The 21,209-nt window shown below is 39.2% G+C and carries 24 protein-coding genes and 2 pseudogenes; 10 read left to right on the top strand and 16 right to left on the bottom strand.

Annotated features, from left to right (window positions below; genetic code table 11):
- Nucleotides 1–268: 268 nt before the first annotated feature.
- The 6 genes from BMW30_RS06275 to BMW30_RS06250 all read right to left on the bottom strand — a co-directional run bounded on the left by BMW30_RS06275 (nt 269) and on the right by BMW30_RS06250 (nt 5,962).
- A complete protein-coding gene (locus tag BMW30_RS06275; RefSeq protein WP_091474959.1) occupies nt 269–1,513 on the bottom strand; it encodes a Glu/Leu/Phe/Val family dehydrogenase in 1,245 nt (414 codons plus the stop codon).
- Nucleotides 1,514–1,583: 70 nt separating this feature from the next.
- Nucleotides 1,584–2,777 carry an ornithine--oxo-acid transaminase gene (locus tag BMW30_RS06270; protein WP_091474958.1) on the bottom strand — a complete coding sequence of 398 codons (1,194 nt, stop codon included), beginning with the start codon at nt 2,775–2,777 and terminating at the stop codon, nt 1,584–1,586.
- Between the two features lie 75 nt (nt 2,778–2,852).
- Nucleotides 2,853–4,397 carry an L-glutamate gamma-semialdehyde dehydrogenase gene (gene pruA / locus BMW30_RS06265; protein WP_091474956.1) on the bottom strand — a complete coding sequence of 515 codons (1,545 nt, stop codon included), beginning with the start codon at nt 4,395–4,397 and terminating at the stop codon, nt 2,853–2,855.
- Between the two features lie 172 nt (nt 4,398–4,569).
- A complete protein-coding gene (gene ygs, locus BMW30_RS06260) occupies nt 4,570–4,959 on the bottom strand; it encodes a S1 domain-containing post-transcriptional regulator Ygs (protein ID WP_091474954.1) in 390 nt (129 codons plus the stop codon).
- 114 nt (nt 4,960–5,073) lie between these two features.
- Nucleotides 5,074–5,289 carry a hypothetical protein gene (locus BMW30_RS06255; RefSeq protein WP_091474952.1) on the bottom strand — a complete coding sequence of 72 codons (216 nt, stop codon included), beginning with the start codon at nt 5,287–5,289 and terminating at the stop codon, nt 5,074–5,076.
- An 82-nt stretch (nt 5,290–5,371) separates the two neighbouring features.
- The gene (locus BMW30_RS06250) at nt 5,372–5,962 is read right to left on the bottom strand and encodes a peptidylprolyl isomerase (RefSeq protein ID WP_091474951.1); all 591 of its coding nucleotides are present in this window, start codon (nt 5,960–5,962) and stop codon (nt 5,372–5,374) included.
- A gap of 209 nt (nt 5,963–6,171) precedes the next feature.
- On the opposite strand from BMW30_RS06250, the gene BMW30_RS06245 reads away from it, so the two are divergent.
- The 7 genes from BMW30_RS06245 to mnhG are packed head-to-tail and all read left to right on the top strand — an operon-like array spanning nt 6,172 to nt 12,019.
- The gene (locus BMW30_RS06245; protein ID WP_091474949.1) at nt 6,172–8,592 is read left to right on the top strand and encodes a Na+/H+ antiporter subunit A; all 2,421 of its coding nucleotides are present in this window, start codon (nt 6,172–6,174) and stop codon (nt 8,590–8,592) included.
- Nucleotides 8,561–9,028 carry a Na(+)/H(+) antiporter subunit B gene (locus BMW30_RS06240; RefSeq protein ID WP_091474947.1) on the top strand — a complete coding sequence of 156 codons (468 nt, stop codon included), beginning with the start codon at nt 8,561–8,563 and terminating at the stop codon, nt 9,026–9,028. Before BMW30_RS06245 ends, BMW30_RS06240 begins: the two co-directional genes overlap by 32 nt.
- The gene (locus BMW30_RS06235) at nt 9,028–9,369 is read left to right on the top strand and encodes a Na(+)/H(+) antiporter subunit C (protein WP_091474945.1); all 342 of its coding nucleotides are present in this window, start codon (nt 9,028–9,030) and stop codon (nt 9,367–9,369) included. Before BMW30_RS06240 ends, BMW30_RS06235 begins: the two co-directional genes overlap by 1 nt.
- Nucleotides 9,359–10,852, top strand: coding sequence for a Na+/H+ antiporter subunit D (locus BMW30_RS06230; protein WP_091474943.1), 1,494 nt, complete (start codon nt 9,359–9,361; stop codon nt 10,850–10,852). The genes BMW30_RS06235 and BMW30_RS06230 overlap by 11 nt, the downstream gene beginning before the upstream one ends.
- Nucleotides 10,853–11,332 carry a Na+/H+ antiporter subunit E gene (locus BMW30_RS06225; protein WP_091474941.1) on the top strand — a complete coding sequence of 160 codons (480 nt, stop codon included), beginning with the start codon at nt 10,853–10,855 and terminating at the stop codon, nt 11,330–11,332.
- Nucleotides 11,329–11,634 (top strand): Na(+)/H(+) antiporter subunit F1, encoded by a 306-nt coding sequence (locus BMW30_RS06220; RefSeq protein ID WP_091474939.1) that lies wholly within the window; start codon nt 11,329–11,331, stop codon nt 11,632–11,634. The genes BMW30_RS06225 and BMW30_RS06220 overlap by 4 nt, the downstream gene beginning before the upstream one ends.
- The gene (gene mnhG / locus BMW30_RS06215) at nt 11,612–12,019 is read left to right on the top strand and encodes a monovalent cation/H(+) antiporter subunit G (RefSeq protein WP_091474936.1); all 408 of its coding nucleotides are present in this window, start codon (nt 11,612–11,614) and stop codon (nt 12,017–12,019) included. Before BMW30_RS06220 ends, mnhG begins: the two co-directional genes overlap by 23 nt.
- 19 nt (nt 12,020–12,038) lie before the next feature.
- Here mnhG and BMW30_RS06210 read toward each other — a convergent pair whose 3' ends face one another.
- The 7 genes and pseudogenes from BMW30_RS06210 to BMW30_RS06180 form a co-directional block, all read right to left on the bottom strand.
- Nucleotides 12,039–12,422, bottom strand: coding sequence for a hotdog fold thioesterase (locus tag BMW30_RS06210; RefSeq protein ID WP_180366236.1), 384 nt, complete (start codon nt 12,420–12,422; stop codon nt 12,039–12,041).
- Nucleotides 12,422–13,900 carry a leucyl aminopeptidase gene (locus tag BMW30_RS06205; protein ID WP_245705641.1) on the bottom strand — a complete coding sequence of 493 codons (1,479 nt, stop codon included), beginning with the start codon at nt 13,898–13,900 and terminating at the stop codon, nt 12,422–12,424. Before BMW30_RS06205 ends, BMW30_RS06210 begins: the two co-directional genes overlap by 1 nt.
- Nucleotides 13,901–13,918: 18 nt before the next feature.
- Nucleotides 13,919–14,239 (bottom strand): YuiB family protein, encoded by a 321-nt coding sequence (locus BMW30_RS06200; protein ID WP_091474934.1) that lies wholly within the window; start codon nt 14,237–14,239, stop codon nt 13,919–13,921.
- A 63-nt stretch (nt 14,240–14,302) separates the two neighbouring features.
- Entirely contained in the window at nt 14,303–15,520 is a 1,218-nt protein-coding gene (locus BMW30_RS06195; protein ID WP_091474931.1) for an NAD(P)/FAD-dependent oxidoreductase, read from the bottom strand.
- Nucleotides 15,521–15,611: 91 nt separating this feature from the next.
- Nucleotides 15,612–15,971 (bottom strand): HesB/IscA family protein, encoded by a 360-nt coding sequence (locus BMW30_RS06190; protein ID WP_091474929.1) that lies wholly within the window; start codon nt 15,969–15,971, stop codon nt 15,612–15,614.
- Between the two features lie 20 nt (nt 15,972–15,991).
- Nucleotides 15,992–16,252 (bottom strand): YuzB family protein, encoded by a 261-nt coding sequence (locus tag BMW30_RS06185; RefSeq protein WP_091474927.1) that lies wholly within the window; start codon nt 16,250–16,252, stop codon nt 15,992–15,994.
- A 43-nt stretch (nt 16,253–16,295) separates the two neighbouring features.
- Nucleotides 16,296–16,517 (bottom strand): annotated as a pseudogene (locus tag BMW30_RS06180) (NifU family protein); the annotation flags it as partial.
- A gap of 119 nt (nt 16,518–16,636) precedes the next feature.
- Between BMW30_RS06180 and BMW30_RS06175 the strand changes: the two are divergent.
- From BMW30_RS06175 to BMW30_RS10745, 3 genes and pseudogenes are all read left to right on the top strand, one after another.
- Complete coding sequence (locus BMW30_RS06175) at nt 16,637–16,957, top strand: YuzD family protein (RefSeq protein ID WP_091474925.1); 321 nt, start codon at nt 16,637–16,639, stop codon at nt 16,955–16,957.
- Between the two features lie 247 nt (nt 16,958–17,204).
- A complete protein-coding gene (locus BMW30_RS06170) occupies nt 17,205–17,609 on the top strand; it encodes a GntR family transcriptional regulator (protein WP_091474923.1) in 405 nt (134 codons plus the stop codon).
- Nucleotides 17,569–18,159: pseudogene (locus tag BMW30_RS10745) on the top strand (ATP-binding cassette domain-containing protein); the annotation flags it as partial. The gene BMW30_RS06170 and the pseudogene BMW30_RS10745, both read left to right, overlap by 41 nt.
- Before the next feature lie 319 nt (nt 18,160–18,478).
- Here the strand turns inward: BMW30_RS10745 and BMW30_RS06160 are convergent.
- The 3 genes from BMW30_RS06160 to mobT form a co-directional block, all read right to left on the bottom strand.
- Complete coding sequence (locus BMW30_RS06160; RefSeq protein WP_180366234.1) at nt 18,479–19,621, bottom strand: tyrosine-type recombinase/integrase; 1,143 nt, start codon at nt 19,619–19,621, stop codon at nt 18,479–18,481.
- A 91-nt stretch (nt 19,622–19,712) separates the two neighbouring features.
- Nucleotides 19,713–19,976: a helix-turn-helix domain-containing protein gene (locus tag BMW30_RS06155; RefSeq protein ID WP_091474917.1), complete on the bottom strand. Its 264-nt coding sequence runs from the start codon at nt 19,974–19,976 to the stop codon at nt 19,713–19,715.
- Nucleotides 19,977–20,026: 50 nt separating this feature from the next.
- A complete protein-coding gene (mobT, locus tag BMW30_RS06150; protein ID WP_091474915.1) occupies nt 20,027–21,208 on the bottom strand; it encodes a MobT family relaxase in 1,182 nt (393 codons plus the stop codon).
- Nucleotide 21,209 lies beyond the last annotated feature (1 nt).

Here is a 21,209-nt window from a genome sequence, read left to right as displayed (position 1 = left end):
AAAGTGTGCGGCAACTCCGAAAAATCCGAGCTGACGCACAGTTCAAAGACCCAAGTGTGCGGCAACTCCTAAAATTTCGATATGACGCACACCCACCATTCCGAACTAGAAATTCAAACAACACTCCTATCTACAAAATACCAACAAAAATACGACCCCGGAATCCCAAAATTGATTCCAAGGCCGTTCTCTATACTATTTATTTCAGGACCCCACAAACACAGGCCCCACACTACATATCATTCAAAATCAAATATCAAAAATCAACTTACGCCCATCCACGGTATCTGCTTGCTTCTGCAGTACGCTTGATACCGATGATGTATGCTGCTAAACGCATGTCTACACGGCGTGATTGGCTGAGTTCATAAATATCATCGAATGCTTTGATAAGAATCTCAGTCATCTTCGTATTTACTTCTTCCTCGCCCCAGTAATAACCTTGGTTATTCTGAACCCACTCGAAGTACGATACTGTTACCCCACCTGCTGATGCAAGAACGTCAGGTACGATTAAAGTACCTTTATCGTTTAAAATCTTAGTTGCTTCTGCAGTTGTAGGTCCGTTTGCCGCTTCACACAGAATATCTGCTTTAACGTTTGCTGCGTTATCTCCAGTAATCTGGTTCGCAATCGCAGCAGGGATAAGTACATCACAATCTAATTCTAACAATTCTTGGTTTGTAATTGTATCTTCGAATAAGTTTGTTACCATACCAAAACTATCACGACGGTCTAACAAGTAATCGATGTCTAATCCATTTGGATCGTGTAATGCCGCATGGGCATCTGAGATACCAATAATTTTCGCGCCTCTGTCTGAAAGGATTTTAGAAAGGAAACTACCCGCGTTACCGAATCCTTGGATAACAACGCGTGAACCTTCGATTGTCTTACCGCGTTTTTCTAATGCTTGTTCTAAACAAATGACAACGCCCATTGCAGTTGCTTTGTCGCGTCCTTGACTTCCTCCGAGAACAAGTGGTTTACCCGTGATAAACCCAGGTGAGTTATACTCATCAATCGCGCTGTATTCATCCATCATCCATGCCATAATCTGAGCATTCGTAAACACGTCTGGTGCTGGAATATCTTTTGTCGGTCCGACAATTTGAGAAATTGCACGCACGTAACCACGGCTCAGTCGCTCGACTTCACCGATGCTCATCTCACGTGGATCACAGACGATACCACCTTTACCCCCACCGTAAGGTAGGTTGACGATACCTGCTTTTAATGTCATCCACATCGATAACGCTACGACATCATCTTCTGTAACATCTGGGTGGAAACGCACGCCACCTTTAGTTGGACCAACTGCATCATTGTGCTGTGCACGGTAACCTGTAAATACTTTTACTGTACCATCGTCCATACGCACCGGAATGCGTACTTTTAACAAGCGCATCGGTTCTTTAATCAGCTCATACATGCCTTGATCAAAACCAAGTTTGTCTAGTGCTTCTTTGATAATTCCTTGTGTTGACGTCACAAGATTAGAATTTTCTGACATATTTCATCCGCCTCATTTTATGATACTTATTTTAACGCTATTGTAACATAAACACGATTGTTTGAATCGACTATTTTGTAAGTACTTTACGTACTTTTTCTAATGCCCAATCAAGCTCTTCTTTCGTGATTGTCAGAGGAGGTGCAAAACGGATAACCGTGCGATGTGTTTCTTTACAAAGTACGCCTTCCTCTTTCAGTGCTTCACAGTAAGGTCTTGCTTCATGATTCAATTCAACCCCGATGAATAATCCTTTACCACGGACTTCTACGATTGAAGGATTATCAATCTTTCTTAACTCATCCATGAAATATTTACCTAACTCTTGTGCACGTTCAATTAAGTTTTCTTCTTCTAACACGTCTAATGCTGCGATTGACACTGCACATGCTAACGGGTTACCACCAAATGTTGATCCGTGTGAACCTGGGTTAAATACACCTAATACTTCTCTTGAAGATAAAACACATGAAATTGGGAATACGCCCCCACCTAATGCTTTACCTAAGATGTACATATCTGGTTTTACGTCTTCCCATTCTGTTGCGAACATTTTACCAGTTCGTCCAAGCCCCGCTTGAATTTCATCTGCAATGAATAACACGTTGTTTTCATCACATACTTGACGCAACTCTTTTAAGAATCCATCTTCAGGGATGATAATTCCAGCCTCACCTTGAATTGGTTCTAAAAGCACTGCTGCAGTATTATCATTGATCGCTGCTTTAATCTGTTCAATATCACCATAGTCGACGAGGTTTATCCCGTCTAGTAAAGGTCCATAACCACGACGGTATGTCGCTTCAGAAGATAAAGAAGTCGCACCCAATGTTCTACCATGGAAGTTACCGTTCATTGCGATGATTTCAGCTTTATTGTTTTCGACACCTTTTACATCATATGCCCAACGACGAGCTGCTTTCATCGCTGTTTCTACAGCTTCTGCGCCTGTGTTGATTGGTAACGCCATTTCCATACCAGATAATTGACAAACTTTTTCATACCATGCACCTAACTGATCGTTATGGAAAGCACGTGAAGTTAAAGTCGCACGATCTGCTTGATCTTTTAACGCTTGAATAATCTTAGGATGTCTATGTCCTTGGTTTACTGCTGAGTATGCAGCTAACATATCTAAATATTTATTGCCATCTGGGTCATGTACCCACACGCCTTCTGCTTCAGATATAACGATTGGCAGTGGATTGTAGTTGTTAGCACCATACTTTTCTGTGAGTTCAATTATTCGATTGGTTTCAGTCATGTAGACCTTCCTTTCTGTTTGAAAACTCGGGCATACACCCGAGTTTTATGATGAATATATTATTTTAATGCGGGTTTAGAACATTTCTGACGTCGTTTTACCTTGCATGTGAAGTAGTAAGTAGTCTGGTCCACCAGCTTTAGAGTCTGTACCTGACATCTTGAAGCCACCGAATGGTTGGTAACCAACGATTGCAGCTGTACATCCACGGTTGAAGTATAAGTTACCAACATGGAAGTCACGTCTCGCTTGTTCGATATGATCACGGCTCTTCGTAATTACAGCACCTGTTAAACCGTAGTCCGTATCGTTCGCAAATTCAATCGCTTGGTCAAATGTTTTCGCAGTAGCGAAACCGACAACAGGACCAAAGATTTCTTCTTGCATAACGCGGTCATTATGCTTAAGGCCAGAGAATACTGTCGGATATGCAAAGTGTCCAACTTCGTTGTCGATTGTACCACCGACTTCAAGCTTACCTTCTTCTTTACCAATTTCGATATATTTCTCGATTTTATCTAAAGAAGATTGGTCGATAACTGGACCCATATAAATATCAGTTTCAGGGTTACCTACTGATAATTCTTTCGTTTTTGCAACAACTCTTTCTAATAATTCATCATGAATGTCTTCAAGTGCAATAACACGTGAACATGCTGAACATTTTTGACCTGTGAAACCAAATGCAGATTGAACAATTGCATCTGCAGCTAACTCTAAGTCTGCGTCACTGTCAACAACGATTGTATCTTTACCGCCCATTTCAGCGATCACACGTTTCAAGTTAAGCTGACCTTCTTGAACGATTGCTGCTTTTTCGTAAATTCTTACACCGACATCTCTTGAACCAGTAAATGATACGAATGCAGTGTCTTTGTGTTCTACTAAATAGTCACCGATATTTCTAGATGAACCAGGAATATAGTTAACAACACCGTTTGGCATGCCCGCTTCTTCTAATACTTCAATGAACTTGTATGCAATGATTGGCGTTCGTGATGATGGTTTGAGCAATACTGTGTTACCTGCCACCATCGCTGCAACAGTTGTACCCGCCATAATTGCAAATGAGAAGTTCCAAGGTGAGATAACGAAACCAACACCAAGTGGAATGTAATCAAATTGGTTATATTCACCTGGACGTGACTCAACATGCTGTCCATCTTTTAATGTTAAGTTTTGACGACCATAATATTCTAAGAAGTCAATTGCTTCTGCGACTTCTACGTCAGCTTCTTTCCACGGTTTACCCGCTTCTTTACCTAAATGCGCAACGAACTCGAAGCGTCTTTTACGAATGATTTCAGCTGCTTTGAAGAGTACATCTGAGCGATACTCGAATGAGTATTTTCTCCATGATTCAAAAGCTTTTTTCGCTGCTTCCATCGCTTTATCTGCTTCTTTTTGACCCGCTTGATGTACGTGACCAATCGTCTCGTCCTTATCTGCTGGGTTATAAGATCTGCTTAGCTCTTCATCAGATTTCACGCGTTTACCGTCAATGATTAATGGATATTCTTGACCAAGGTACGATTTAACTAAATCGAAACCTTCAGCGACTTTCTGACGGTTCTCCTCTAGCGTATAATCTTTAAATGGTTCGTGCTTGTATGGAATCATAATAATGAATCCTCCTTATAAATTTTTGCTCACCTTATATAATGAACAAAATGCGACAATTTTTCAAGCTTTTAAAATATTGAGAAACTCTTGTGAAACATAGACTGAAAGCGTATGCACTGTAACGTATAAAAACACAAAAAAGGACACGATTACCGTGTCCTTTTAATACTCATCTACCTTGTTCGTTTCGCATATTTGCCTTTGCTTCCTGGATCCAACCTGGCATCTTTTGTGCTAGCGATTCAAACCCATATTCTTCTGTCTCTTTGATCAAGTCTAATACGGACTTCTTTGCTTTTTGACGCTCTTCATTTTTGAAATACTCATTTTCCTTGAGCGTTAAGTTTAATTTTTCATCATCTTCAATACTGATGATTTTTGCTTTGACTATCTGTCCTTTTGTAAGAAACTGACCGACATCATGGACATAATCATCCATGACTTCTGAGATGTGAATTAATCCTTCTCGATTATCTGGGGTTTTGACAAAAGCACCATATGACTGGATACCGGTTACTTTAACTTTTACAAATTGGCCAACGCGGTAATGTTTTGCCATAGGTTCACCCCTATATAATAGGAATTGCAAATCAATTCTATCATATTTAATGAACACTCGCTATAAACATTGTCGTGATGTTTATATGATCCAATATATAAAAATAACGACGTCTTATTTTACGCCGTTATTCTTAGACTTATTCGATTCTTCTTTGTCTATCTGTGCCATGACACGCGCTTCAAATTCTCTTAATTTATCTTCTTGTTTCGCGGAATGCTTCTTAATGAAATAGACGGCAACCATAGCTGCGATGAGCACTAGCAGCAATATGATTACTGCTGGTATATATTCTGTTCTATCCTGAGGAAAATAAAGAAATTCCATCATTGTATATCACACCCTTTACCGATAAAATTATATCAAATATTCTCGGTTTATGGTCAACATTAAGATGACGGAATTGTTAACATTATTTTTCTATTGTCACACGTTCGATGACAACATCTTCAACAGGCTTGTCTTGTGCGCCGACTTCAACTGCTGCAATTTTCTCTACGACATCCATGCCTTCGATTACATGACCAAAGACCGTGTGACGCTGATCGAGCCAAGGTGTACCACCTTTACTTCTATACGCTTCAATGATTTCAGCAGGATAACCCGCACCTTCTAACTGTGACATCATTTGAGCAGGTACTTGATTTAATTGAACGATAAAGAACTGAGAGCCGTTCGTATTTGGCCCTGCATTTGCCATAGACAATGCACCATATAAGTTGAATGCTTCTAAAGAAAATTCATCTTCGAATGCTTCACCGTAGATGCTTTCTCCACCCATACCTGTACCAGTTGGGTCTCCACCTTGGATCATGAAATCTTTGATAACACGGTGGAAAATAACACCGTTGTAGTAATTATCTTCAGAAAGTTTAACGAAGTTTTCAACAGTTTTGGGTGCAATTTCTGGAAATAACTTAACGGTAATATCCCCTTGGTTCGTATGAATCACTGCTTTTACTTCGTTTTCGTTTACTTCTTGATTTAATTGTGAGAATGACATGTTTCTCCTCCTAATTTATAACACTAATATGCTATTCAAAAAATATGAACATTTTATGACGACAAGGCATATTGTGTGAATGTTGATAATTTATATTTTATCATAGTTTAAGATGGGGAAAAATCTTTTATGTCATTTATTTACCTTCATATCTAATGTATAATCATACTATATTACTATTTTTACTTAATCACAAAGGAGGGACTCATGTGACACTTATACATTTAGCCATATTGTTACCCATCATAGCGGCAGTTATCGTTGGACTATCAAAAAAATATTCAAAAAGAATACATACTGGTTGGCTCGTCCTACCTGTTCCATTGCTTATTGTAATTTATTTCCTTACTTTAATCCCGGACGTCAATCGCCACGATGTGCTCTATCATTCGATGAACGTCATGCCGAATATCGGTTTAAACTTTGATGTTTATGTAGATGGTCTTGGCTTGCTGTTTGCCATTTTAATTTCTGGTATCGGCGCGCTAGTCGTACTTTACTCTATTGGGTACTTATCACATCGAGAAGATTTAACCAGTTTTTATATCTATCTATTAATCTTTATGACGGCCATGCTCGGTGTCGTTTTAAATGATAATGTACTGGGCCTATACTTATTCTGGGAACTGACATCGATTTCTAGTTTCCTATTGATTGCTTTTTGGTATAACCGTGAACGTTCATTATACGGTGCGACAAAATCAATGCTCATCACGATGGGCGGCGGATTTTTAATGCTCGGGGGTTTCCTGTCACTCTATTTGATCACAGGATCATTTAGTATTCGAGAAATGATTGCACAGGTCGATCTAATTCAAGCGAGTGAATTGGCACCAATTGCAATCGTCTTAATTTTACTCGGCGCATTTACTAAATCAGCGCAATTCCCATTCTACATCTGGTTGCCAGATGCGATGGAAGCACCGACGCCAGTCAGCGCGTATTTACACTCTGCAACAATGGTTAAAGCTGGGCTTTATCTTGTTGCTCGATTCACACCAATCTTTGCTTTCAGTGAACTTTGGGTGTGGCTCATTTTACTTACCGGATTGATTACACTTGCTTGGGCATCGTTCAATGCGGTCAAACAAGATGACTTAAAAGCAATGCTCGCATTCTCTACGGTTTCACAACTCGGACTGATTATGTCACTCCTCGGTCTCGGCGCATTAGGTGTACATACAGGTGCTGCGGAAGAGCTATTTACCGTAGCAATAGTCGCTGCAGTTTTCCACTTGATTAACCACGCGACATTCAAAGGTGCATTGTTCATGTTGGTCGGTATCATCGATCATGAATCAGGTACAAGAAGCTTGAAGAGACTCGGTGGTTTAATGACAATTATGCCGATTACCGGGACAATGACTGCAATAACAGCAGCATCGATGGCTGGTTTACCACCGTTCAACGGGTTTTTATCGAAAGAGATGTTCTTAGAAGTGATGGTCAATATTCGTCACGCAGACTTTTCATTCTTAAGTGATGTCAGCATTCTCTTCCCAATACTCGCAGTATTCGGAAGTATATTTACTTTCATTTACTCAGTCATATTATTTAAAGAAGTGTTCTTAGGTAAAGAAACTGAAGATACGCCGAAAACACCACATGAAGCACCTTGGTTAATGTTAGCGTCTCCGTTGATTCTCTCTCTACTTGTAATTGTTTTTGGATTGTTCCCGAACATACTGTCACAAACAATTATTGATCCTGCAGCGATGGGTATTCTCGGAACAACGACTGCACTCGACACTCAAATCTATCATTGGCATGGATTTGACTCGCCGGCTTTATGGTTAACCGTGTTTATTATCGTTTCAGGTACGCTGCTTTACATGACAAGACACCACTGGATGTTTATTTATGAATATCACAAGGAACATTTCACGCTCAATTACTTATACGACCGTGGGTTGGTGTACAGCCGAATTTCATCTAAGCAGTTAAATGACAAGTTTGTAAACGGCAATGTCTCGCATTACTTGGCATACGTACTTGGATTCTTTGTCATTGTCAGCATTTATACATTTATCGTGAACGGCATGGCAATCGATATTAGAACTGCTTCACCAATTACATTACAAGAAATGATAGTTGTCACAATTATCCTCATTGCACTTGCGGGAATATTGGTCGTGAAATCACGTATGGTCGCTCTCATTTTACTTGGATCTATCGGTTTCTCTATGGCACTCTTGTTTGTCATGTTCCGTTCCGCAGATCTCGGGTTAACACAGTTGGCTATCGAAACAGTAACGACGACGATCTTTTTACTCGTTTTCAGTAAGTTGCCAGATAAAGAATCATATAAATACAGTGTGAAACTAAATATTCCACACTTAATCATTTCAGTTGGTGTTGCACTTACGGCAATCATCATTGGTTATTCCGCATATTCAAATCGATTGTTTGATCCAATCAGTCAATTCCATATCGACAACGTTTACGACCTCGCTGCCGGTGGAAACATGGTAAACGTAATTCTCGTTGACTTCCGTGGATTTGATACATTGTTCGAAACACTTGTATTCGCCATTGCTGGACTTGGAGTATACAGCATGATGAGACTTAGACTTAATACGAAGAAAGAAGGTGATGATCATGAAGAGCACATTGATGAGAGCCGGTTATAAAAAAGTTAGTCGGCAGATGAACGATGTGTTTTTACAGTTTGCTTCTAAAGTAATTTTCTTTCTAATCGTCATGTTTGCCTTTAACTTATTCTTCGCTGGTCACTATACACCAGGTGGAGGATTCGTTGGTGGACTACTCGGTGCATCCGCAGTCGTCTTGCTGCTCATTGCATTTGACCGTAAAACGGTGCATAAGATGATGCCGATAGACTATCGCTTCATGATTACACTTGGACTTGTATTTGCAGGGGTTGTACCAACGCTATCGTTTCTATTTGGTACACCGTTTTTCCAACACCAATTCACATATGTTGAAGTGCCAATTTTACAAGAACTTTCACTTCATACAGCAGTACTTTTTGATATCGGTGTATTCTTAACAGTAATGGGTGCTTGTTTACTCATTATTACGTTAGTTGCGGAGGAGAAGGCCTGATGGAACTTATTACAATTATTCTTGCTGGAATACTCATGGGTGCAGCGGCGTACTTAATGTTATCTAAAAACCTCATACGCATAATATTCGGTACAGCAATCTTTTCTCATGGTGTGCATCTGATGTTTCTCACGATGGGTGAATTAAAACGTGGTGCAGTACCCGTTCTCGATGAGAATGTAGAAGCTTATGCAGATCCTTTACCACAAGCATTGATTCTAACGGCCATCGTTATTGCCTTTGCCTTAACAGCGATAATCTTAGTGTTGGCACTTAGAATTTATAAAGAACTCGGTACGAATGATATCGAGAAGATGAAGGGGGACCCGTATGCTGACTAATATATTACCCCTAATTCCTATTATGTTGCCATTTTTCATGGCAGTGATTATGCTGTTGGTCGGGAAACGACCGGTTAAGCATCGTGCCATCGCAGCAATTGGTGGACTCATACTAATCATTGTTTCGGCATACCAAGTCTTTTTCGTCTATCAGAACGGGATGTATGTGACATATATTGGTGGGTGGGAACCGCCGTTCGGTATTACAGTCGTAATCGATATGGTTGCTGCAATTCTCGTTTTAACGACATCGATCATCGTCTTCTTTATCACGGTGTTCTCATTCCAATCAATTGGTGAACCTCGTGAAAAATATTACTTCTATGCGATGGTCATGGTTATGCTCACAGGTATAAATGGTGCATTCTTAACAGGCGATATATTTAATATGTTCGTATTCTTTGAAGTATTTTTACTTTCATCTTACATATTAATCACTTTAGGTGGAGAGAAGCTCCAGTTACCCGAAGGATTTAAATATGTACTTATCAATTTAGTGTCGTCGAACTTCTTCGTCTTAGGTCTTGCCTATCTCTATTCGGTCACTGGAACATTAAACATGGCGGACATGCAGATGAAGATCGCATCATATGAAGGCGATACGACAGGATTAACAATCGTCGCTATCGTATTCTTACTCGTCTTTGCAACAAAGGCTGGTATGTTCCCACTTTACTCTTGGCTACCAAACTCTTATGCGGCACCACCAGTTCCAATACTCGCGCTATTTGGTGCATTGTTAACAAAGGTTGGTATATACGCAATCGCTCGTACATTCAGCTTATTCTTTGTCGATAATGTTGAATTTACGTCAACGATTATTTTAGTCCTCGCAGTGCTCACGATTATTTCAGGTTGTATCGGTGCACTCGCATACTTAGATATGAAGAAAGTTATCATCTATAACATTATCATCGCAGTAGGTGTCATCTTAGTTGGATTTGCGATTATGGATGCTGCTGGTTCAATCGGTGCGATGTATTACTTAATTCACGATATGTTAATCAAAGCGGCATTATTCTTACTGATCGGTGTCATTATCTTCCGTACCGGTGAGACAAATTCTGAGCGTCTTGGCGGACTGATAAAAGTACATCCTGTACTCGGTTGGACATTTTTCATCGCCGGTTTATCACTCGCTGGTGTACCGCCGTTATCTGGTTTCTATGGGAAGTTGTTTATCGTAGAATCAGCACTTGATAATCAGATGTTCATCGCGGCAATCGTTGTGTTGCTATCAAGTCTAGTCGTCCTTTACTCGATCATGCGTGTATTTATGAATGTCTTCTGGGGTGAAGATATGGACTTCGATCGTTTGAAAGACGTTAAGATGGATAAGATGATGTTTAGTGCAATCAGTTTAGTCGTCATTGCAGTCGTCTTTGGGCTAAGTGCAGACTTCTTGTATCCTCTCTTTGAAATGGCTGCCCAATCATTCTATGACCCTGCATCGTATTCAAGTTATTTACTGGAGGTGCAATAATTGCCAGTTCAAATTTTAATTAACGTCGTTTTAGCACTTCTTTGGATGTTTATGAACTCAAACTTCACGGTGACAGGTTTCTTTGTTGGATACACATTAGGTATCGTTGTCGTGTTTATTATGCGACGCTTTTTACCCGGTCGATTCTATATGAAACGCGTGTACGCAATTCTAAAATTAATAATAATTTTCTTAGTCGAGCTCATCAAATCAAACTTCAGTGTCTTGCGTATCGTGCTGAGTCCTAAAATTGATATTCACCCAGGATTCTTTGCATATCCTACAGATTTAGAGGCTGATTGGGAAATCTCACTGCTTTCGGCATTAATTACACTGACACCTGGAACAGTAATCGTTGCAATCAGTGACGATCAACGCACGATGTATGTTCACGCTTTGGATTTAGAAGAAGCAGATACAGAAATTGAAAAAATTAAAAAGAATTTTGAAGCTGTGATTGAAGAGGTGAAGTTATCATGAATGCACAGTCCGTATTGGATGTTGTTTTAATCTTTAGCATTCTCGTATTGTCATTTGCTATGCTCGGCATGATGTACCGCATTGTTGTCGGTCCGACACTTCACGATCGTGTATTAAGTCTAGATGCGCTTGGTGTACTTTTAATGGGTTTTATCGCACTGATTTCGATGATGATTCATTCACAGTATTTAACTGTTGTCATACTCTTAATTGGAATTCTTGCTTTTATTGCTACGATTGGATTCGCAAAATACTTAGAGAAAGGTTTGGTGATTGAAAATGATAGAGATTCTGATGATTAGTCTAATTTCATTTTTAATTCTTGGCGGTACCTTTTTCACTGTCGTAGCAGCTGTTGGTGTCGTCCGATTACCAGATGTTTACTCTAGATTACATGCTGCGTCAAAAAGTTCAACACTCGGCGTCATGATGATGATGCTCGGTACATTTTTCTATTTTTGGTATATGGATAACTTAATCGATGCAAAATTGTTCTTAGCAATACTATTTATATTTGTAACAGCACCTGTTGCTGCACATGTCGTCTCACGTAGTGCTTTCCACTCGGATGTCGAACCTTACCGGTTAACCATCTTAAATGAGCTTAAACGTGATGAATCAGGTATTGAAGAAGTAGAATATACAGCACCTTCATATCAGGCATTAAAAAAGTCAAACGATGAATAATTCATCGTTTGACTCTTTTTTATCGTTTTTCTGTGATTGCAACTGTACATCTTGAAGTACAGACCAGTTGACCTTGTTCATTTTTAATATCGACAATCCAAACTTGTGATGTGCGTCCTTTGTGCATTGTTTTGCCATATGCATACAGCACACCTTCTCGCGTTGCTCTCACATGGTTTGCATTAATCTCTTGGCCAAATGCTAAATACTTATCTAAATCAATCGAATAAAATGCTCCTAAGCTCGCCACAGTTTCAGCAAGTGCGACATATGCCCCACCATGAACAAATCCGACCGGTTGTTTAATGCGCTCAGTAACCGGCATCTTCATGACGAGCGTATCTTCACCTCGACTGACTTCCTCAATTCCAAAGAACTCAATAAGGCCCGTATTGATATCCATTATTTGTATTGCTCCAAATATTTAACAATCGTACGAATTGGCGTTCCCGTCGCACCTTTTGGACCTAGTTCAGAACCTGTACCCGTTGAAGCTGTACCTGCAATATCAAAGTGAATCCACGGCTTACTATCGACGAATTGTTTAATGAAGCATGCTGCAAATGATGCCGCACCTGGCGCTGGATAATGGTTCGTAATATCTGCGATCTCAGATTTTTTAACTTTATCTTCTTCGATTTCCGAAATTGGTAACTGCCACATCTCTTCCCCAACTGTATCTGACACTGCAAGCACATCTTCTATAAACGTGCGTGGTTGGTTCGTCCATACGCCTGTTCTGTCTCCGCTCAGTGCCATAACGACTGCACCTGTTAACGTTGCAAAGTCCATGATAACCTCTGGTGTGTATTGCGCTGCATGGAACACAGCATCTGCAAGCACGAGACGACCTTCAGCATCAGTATTTTTAATTTCTACAGAATGACCGCTCAGTGCTGTATACACATCATCTGGACGCATACCATTGCCATCGATCATGTTTTCAGCGAGTGCTAACACCGCTACCACGTGAACCGGTAATTCCATCTTGCTAATTGCATGGAACATACCGACAACGTTCGCTGCCCCACTCATGTCACGTTTCATTTCAGGCATACCATTTTTAGTTTTTATTGAGTAACCACCTGTATCGTACGTAATCCCTTTACCAACAAGCGCAATCGGTGATTCATTTTTAGGATTTTCAGGCTTGTATTCTAAAGTCACCAATCTCGGTTTACGAACCGACGCTTTACCCACAGCCATGATTAATCCATAACCTTCATCTTCAAGCACTTTATCGTCTTTTACTTCAACCGTTACATTCGCAACATCTTTAAACTCCGCATTGATTTGCTCAGCAAAGTTTTCTGGATATAAAAGATTCGGCGGAGTCTCACTATAATCACGTGCACGCGCAATCCCTTCACCTAGATATTTATATCTTTCAATATCTGACTCAAGATCTTGCGCGCTTGTTAATGTTAAGTTTAACTGATCAATATAGTACGGTTTTTTATCTGATTTATATGAATCAAATTCATGTACAGCCATATAAAGTGCAACAGGAAGTACTTCACCTAAATTACCATTGTCGTAACTAAAACTATCGAGTAACACTTGCGCAGTATCAATTTTTTCTTTTCTTAAATGTTTAAATAAGTGTGCAAATACACTGATCATTTCTTTATATCCCAGTTCGTTCTTATTACCTAAACCAACTGTAATCACTTTTTTGTATTCTGTTTGAATCGTTGCACCAGTCGATGAAATCGATCCACGCTTCGTCGTTAATATTTTTTCTTTTACCATTGCTTCTAAACTACCACCGAGCAATGCATCGACTTCCTCAAAGTTATCGAGTTGGTTTAAATGGCTAGGCAGTGCAATAACTACAGGTCCTTCTGTCATTTCATACTTGTTCAAATATGTAAAATTCAAAGTGATTCCTCCTATAATTTAAAACATTGTATATCCTGCTTTTCTTAAGTAACGTATTGCTGCACCGGCGATAATTACACCGACGAGTCCACTACCGAACAGCAAATAATCTGCGAGCAACATGCTTGTAATATTATCCCAAAGTGAACCGAATGATGCACCAGGACTTGAGATAAAATCACCGAGTGGTACAGTGTTTATAAAAAACAGTACGATAATCGGATAGATAAATACCATTACCCATGTCAATTTCAGCACCATGTTCAAGATGAATGAGATCCCAAAGAAGAGTACTAAAAATAAGACCATAGATATGAATAACTGTACAAGTTCAATCATTATTTACATGAACCTCCGTAATAAAAAATGGGTATAAAAATATTTTATACCCATCGCTTAAAATTAAATATTTAAAAGTTTACCTCTTGAAAGTGCGAGTATCGGTCCGCCGACTTTGAAAATTGCGCGAGTATCAATGATGCGTTTCATCATCGCAGCGCGTCTACCAGTCACTTCACGACCGAGTGCAATACCAATACCATCATGGCTACCTAAAGAACACACTGTGCCGCGGTCAATGAAGTTAAATGGCTCTGTTTTAACTCCCTTAATAATATGACCGATGTTTGTCGCTGTTAATTCACCCATCTGCATTGCAATTTGCGCTGTCGTTGGATATGGTCTAGCACCTTCACCCTCACCGTTCATCGCTGCAGCACAGTCGCCGATAACAAAAATTTCTGGATGGCCTTCAATTGATAGGTCAGGCTTAACGATAATACGCCCGCGTTTAACGCCTTCAAATGATTTCTCCATCAACTGATTACCACGTACGCCCGCTGTCCAAACACGTGTAGCACCCGCGATTAGTTTCTCTTCTTCACCAACTTTAACCATTAAACCCTGATCGTTTGCTGCAGTAATTGCAGTGCCTGTCATTAATTCAATTTGGTTATCTTTTAAGAAGTTTTTCGCATAATCTGCTAAATGATCTGGGAACATCGGCAATACTTTAGGCATCGCTTCAATTGCTGTAATTTTCACTTTATTACGATCGATGCCGAGTTCTTTACATAGCTCAGGAATCGTATTTGAAAGTTCACCAAGGAATTCAAACCCTGTGAACCCGCCACCGCCAACAACAATTGATAGATCATTGTTATCTCCAGATTCTAAATAGCGATTGAAGTTTTTATTGATCTCTTCCCAAACTGCAATGGCAGTTTCTGGTGATACAATCGTGTGTGCATGTTCGTCCATACCTTGAATACCAAATGATTCACTTTCGAAGCCAAGTGCAACGACTAAAATATCGTAGTCAAACTCACCAGCCGTTGTTTGGACCTTTTTTGCTTCCTTATCAATTGCTGTTACAGTTGCTTGAACAAAATTTGTTTTTAAAGTATCAACGATGTGATTGATTGAGTATGTTGCATGATGCCATTCAATGGCACCCGCCGCTACTTCATGTAACCATGTTGATTCATAGTGGAATTCATGTTTGTTGATTAACGTTACGTCTAGCGTATGTCTTGAAAGTTTTTGCTGAATTTTTGCTACAGTTTGAATACCTGCATAACCAGCGCCAAGCACTAGTACTTTAGTTCTTTCGAAACTCATATTAGTCACCTTTTCCCCGTTTCTTTTACATAATATATCATTATCAATTTTACTTATCTTTTGTAGGTATATCAAGCTGTTTTCTTAATTTCTAACAATCTCCAGGTGTACCTGCATTCTTCTTCGTCTTAAATGAAGTCCCACATCCACATGATGCGATAGCATTTGGATTTTCAATCGTAAATCCGCCACCCATTAAAGACTGTTTAAAATCGACAACTGTACCTTCAATGACAGGGATATCGTAGCGATCAACGAGTACTCTAATGCCGTAAAATTCTAATATTTCATCTTTGTCTGTTGATTCTTCATCTGCAGACATACCATAAGTTAATCCCGTGCAACCGCCACCTTGAACTTTGAAACGTAAGAAACCATGACCCAGATTGTTTTTTTCTAACATATCTTTAACTTCATATGCTGCACTTTCAGTTAATGTAATCACACTCATTATGTTTCACCTCACCAGTTTTAAAATTGATAGCGATCTAACTTGCTTTTTTCGTCTTCCTTTTCGATCTGCTTGTATATGCGTTCGAGCAGTTGCTCAGGTGTTTTACCACTTACAGTCTTTCCGTTCACGTATGCAAAAAACATTTTACTACAGATGCCACAGTTACTGAGACAGCCATAATCGACGACATCGAGTTCAGGGTCTTTCTGAAGTGTATCATATACGTTTTGTGAACCCTTTAGCATATTAGATGAACAGAACTCAACGATATGATACATGTCATTCCCTCCTGTAAAATGAAAAGCGACCACTGGGGTCGCTTTAGAATACTTGCTCTATCTCTACAAACCCAGGTACTTCTTCTAATAACGCACGCTCAATACCTGCTTTAAGCGTTATCGTTGAGCTTGGGCATGTTCCACAAGCACCAAGTAATCTAAGTTTGACTACACCTTCTTCGACATCAACAAGCTCGCAATCCCCACCATCACGCAGTAAGAATGGACGTAACTTCTCAATGACCTCATCAACTTGTTCGAACATTGAATCTTGTTGCTCTACTGTCATTGTCTTCACTCCAGTTCTTTCAAACAGTAAAATTCTATAATTTATATTATAATAGACATTGATAAAAAAATCTAATAAAAGAGAGGTTGGATTACATGCGTGTAGCAGTAAAAATTTATGGTCGCGATGTTATCTGTGCCAGCTGTGTGAACGCTCCCGGATCGAAGGATACCTATGAATGGCTAGAAGCCCTACTTCCAAAAAAATATACGGATACTGATTTCAGATTTTCATACATTGACTTAGACAATGCAGAAAACCTATCAGATCACGATGATTCACTGATTGAACAGATTAACGATGATGAGTTATTTTATCCGTTAGTGACAATGAATGACGAAGTGGTACAAGATGGTTATGTAAATTTAAAACCGATTTATAGATGGTTGGACGGACAGAAAGAGAACGCTCAATAATTCAATACTTTAGTATGATTTTTAAATACGGACATAAGTCTGGTCCAAATTATAAAGCACACTTGACGCCTAGGGATAAACTGCTCACTGTCAAGTAGACAGATTAAAAAACAAAATAATGTTTTGTACGCACACGACAGTTGTCGTGTGCTTTTTTATTCCATTCTATTTTTATTGACACTCAACCGCATTAACTGTATTATCTTAGTTATTACAGATAGTACAGTGTTATAAGGAGGGAAACGATGTGATACAGATCGATATGAAAAGTCGAACACCCATCTATGAGCAGTTGATCAATCGCATTAAGTTGCTCATGGCACAAGAAGTGTTGCAACCTGGTGATCAATTACCATCTGTGCGCGTGCTCGCTGGTGAATTAACGGTCAATCCAAATACTATTCAAAAAGCATACAGGGCGCTTGAATCAGAAGGCTATGTCTATTCACTCCCTGGGAAAGGTAGCTTTGTAAACGATATGAAAGAGACGATTAACAATGACAAAATTGCACAATTAAAAACTGAATTGATACGTATTTTCACGGAGTTGTCACTGCTTAATGTTTCCAAAGCGGAGTTAATTGAGTGGATGGATGCAGTAGAAAACTTAAATGCGAAAGAAAGTGGTGATACAAATGAAAATCACAATTGATGGTGTAAATAAATTTTTTGGACACCAGCAAGCGCTAAAAAATGTTTCGATGACAATTGATAGTGGCACGATTCACGGTGTTCTTGGCTCGAATGGTGCCGGGAAGACGACACTGTTGAAGTCGATGATCGGGATTTATCAGCTCGATAGCGGTTCGATTAAATATGAGGATAATCCGAATTCAGTATATGAACAATCTGACATTAAAAATCGAGTGATTTTTCTTGCTGATATACCCTACTTTTTTAGAAATGCATCACTCGCTCAAATGGCTGAATTCTATGAGAATATATACCCAAAATGGTCTCAATCGCGCTACAACAAATTGAAAGAACACTTTAACTTCAACGAAAAAAAATCACTTAATCAAGTATCTAAAGGGATGAAGCGTCAAGCTGCATTTATTCTTGCATTTTCAGCACGTCCTGATGTGATGATTTTAGATGAACCGTTTGACGGACTTGATCCAATCATTCGTTCACAAGTGAAAAGCATCATGATGCAGGATATCGCTGCACATGGCATGACAATCATTGCATCGAGTCATAACTTGCGTGAGATGGAAGATATTTGTGATTCTGTATCGATTATTCATCATGGAGCACTTTTATTCTATAAAGAAATGAGCGATATGAAAGGCGAACACAGCAAGGTTCAAATTGCATTTAAAGAGATGCCAGATGAATCGTTCTTCAAAGCGTTAAATGTCGTACATCATACGAAGAAGGGACGCGTGATGACATGTATCGTACGTGGAGACATGATGGATATCGAAGAAAAAATTACGAAACATCCGCACTATAGACTTGATAGTAGGATTTCCTATAAAACCAGCATTTCTAGTTTGAAATTGGCAAAATATTGGCAACTCACCCATGTTGTTCATGTAGAATTTTTACATTCCGCTTGCGAATATCTTCAAGCAGGTGTAAGTAGGTCTTTTCTACAATTTCAACCGTATCTCCTAATTGATCTGCTACATAAACTACATCTGCTCCTGCAAGTAAGAGGGAGCTTCCATAGGTATGTCGAAAAGCATGAGTAGCTATATCAATCTCTTTTTCTTCTCCAAAAGTTTCCTTGAGATAGTTTTTTAACTTTGTCCGTACCGTTTTATAGCTAACGGGACGAGTTAAATGAAGTTTTCGACTAGGGAACAAGAATCCCACTTCACCCCGTTTTCCTATCGTTAACTCATATCTACGGTTATCAGCGATACATTGTTTTAAGAAGCGGACGGTTGAAGGAGCTAAATCAATGGTTCGATTTTTTCTGTTTTTCGTAGGGGCAAATTTAAGTGCCCGATGATCCCATTGCCGATCCACTCGTAAAGTGTGGTTCTTGAAGTCAATACGGTCATGTGTAATGCCTAAAACTTCCCCAATACGTAAGCCTGTACGTCCTTGAACAAAGAGTACTCGTGCAAACATATCTTCAAAGTGATTCAAAAAGAAGTTTTCCAGTTGTTTTAATTCATTTACTTCAAGGTACTTCTCTTTTTCATCTTTAGGAGGAACCCCGCCAATTTTTATGTTGAATGTCGGATCTTTTGGAATTACTTCATCATACAGAGCTTGTTTTAAACATACCGCAAAGCATTTATGATAGTTGATTATCGAATTTTTAGCAAGTCCTTTTGCTTCTAATTCATTCATAAAAGTTTGATAAATAATTTGAGTTAACTCGTTCATTTTTACATGAGACAGATGATCTCTAAACTTATCAATCGCATGTTCATATGCAAGGTCAGTATTTTCAGAATGTTTCCCTTTTTTAAATGTGAGAAACCATTTCTCAAAGTAATCTGGCACCGATAAGTCTGTAAACTCGCTTATTCCATTTTCTAATTCTTTCTTTCGGTTGTCTGCCCATTCTCTTGCCTCTGCTTTGGTTTGAAACGGTTGTTTGCTATCTCTGAGATAGCGTGGTTCGTCACTTCCTTTGTACCAGCGAGGGTTCTTTGCACTAATGCGTACACCCCAGCCATGTTTGGTTTTTGTAAATGAAGCCATTTTTAACACGTCCTTCTGAAAGAAAAACGCGCTACAATATGCGCCCTTATTGTAGCACATCTTTCTGTGGGATTCGAATAGGGAGAATAGTTTATAGAGAAGTATAATCAGGGCGCTTAGAGAGTACCGTTTGATTGATCTTTGCCAGTTGGTTGTCAAAGAAGATGATATCAATTTCTGTCGCAGTAAGTTCCAATGTTTCTGCTAAATCAACTACTTCTTCAACGGTAAAATGAGACTGGTTATTCATTTTGTTTGAGAAGGTGTGACGGTGAATACCGACTTTATCGGCGAGTTGGGTTTTGTTATAGCCATGTTGGGCCATTTTGGCGAGTAAGAGAGAAGTGTTTGTCATATGAGGTCAATCCTTTGTAGAAGTTTTTGAGAGGGAAATAAGAGGGTAAATTAAAGAATAATCTCGTCTATAGAGACGGATTGTTGCTTAAGAAGGGTAATATGCTTATCTTTTAGTTTGGCTTTGGAAATCATGTCTTTAATATGAGAGGTGTTGTGAAGTTCATCTAATTTAGTGGCAATTTTTAACGAAGGGGCAACTTGATGGGCGAGCCAGCGAAGTGTTCGATCGAACGTATAAGGTTCAGGCTTTGTGGTAAGCCTCATGGCTTGTCTGTTTTCGCCAATGAATAACTTCCAGTCATCATTGAGTTTCCATTCGGAGCGAGGTTTTCCTTTTTCTTTATCGCAAAAACGAAGATAACGATTAATAATTTTAAAGGCGGTTCGTTCAGGATTTTCATGCCTGAGTAAATCTTTTAACGCATACAAGGCACGTTCATTCTTTAGTCGAATTTCAAACCGATTCTTTGTCTCCGTATCGGATAGGGGAATATTCTTTTTTGCATATTCTTCATAGTTCTTCTGATACAAACACAGATAAATATCCGAACGTAAGGAACCAATATATAACGTATGACCCATGCCTATCTTTTCATCACGTCTGGTTAATTCTCCACTACGGTAGCTCTTAAAACTCCGAAAGACAGAAATACATTCTTCATCCGCACATTTCTTTGTGAGAGTTGGAATATTTAATAAACCGACTTTATCATTGATCGCTAAGTCCAATCGTTTGATGACCGCTTTTTGTATCAAACAATCCATGAAAAATTCATACCAATCTCTTCCTTGTGCGTCAAGGTAGCCTTCAAATTGGCGTGTTCCCCGACCTTTTAATTCTAAAAGTACGCCTTTGTCTTCCTCATGAGAAACAAGCACCATAATATCTCCTAAGACAAAATGCTCGGAGTAGCCATAATAACCAAAATCCTGATGTAAGAAGTATTTTATTTTCAGTCGTAAAGTCTTCTGAATAACTTCTTTTACATCCGTTGTTGGAAACCTTAAACGGACATAATCAATCATCATGTCTAACGGGCTTTCTGGATTGAAACGTTCTAAGGCTTGTTCAATCATTTGTTTTCGTTCGTCCGAAGGAACTCTTTTTCCTGTTTCAATTTGATTGTAATATTGACGAGAGATCGTAGAAGCTTGAGCCAATTTCTTTTGAGAGAGTCCATAAGCAATTCGTTTTTCCTTCAAATTCTCATGCCATTGTTTCGTTGTCATT

The organism is Aliicoccus persicus (assembly GCF_900110815.1).
Classification (GTDB): domain Bacteria; phylum Bacillota; class Bacilli; order Staphylococcales; family Salinicoccaceae; genus Aliicoccus; species Aliicoccus persicus.
The sequence above is the reverse complement of the archived record's forward strand: the minus strand, read 5'-3'. Positions and strand labels throughout refer to the sequence as shown.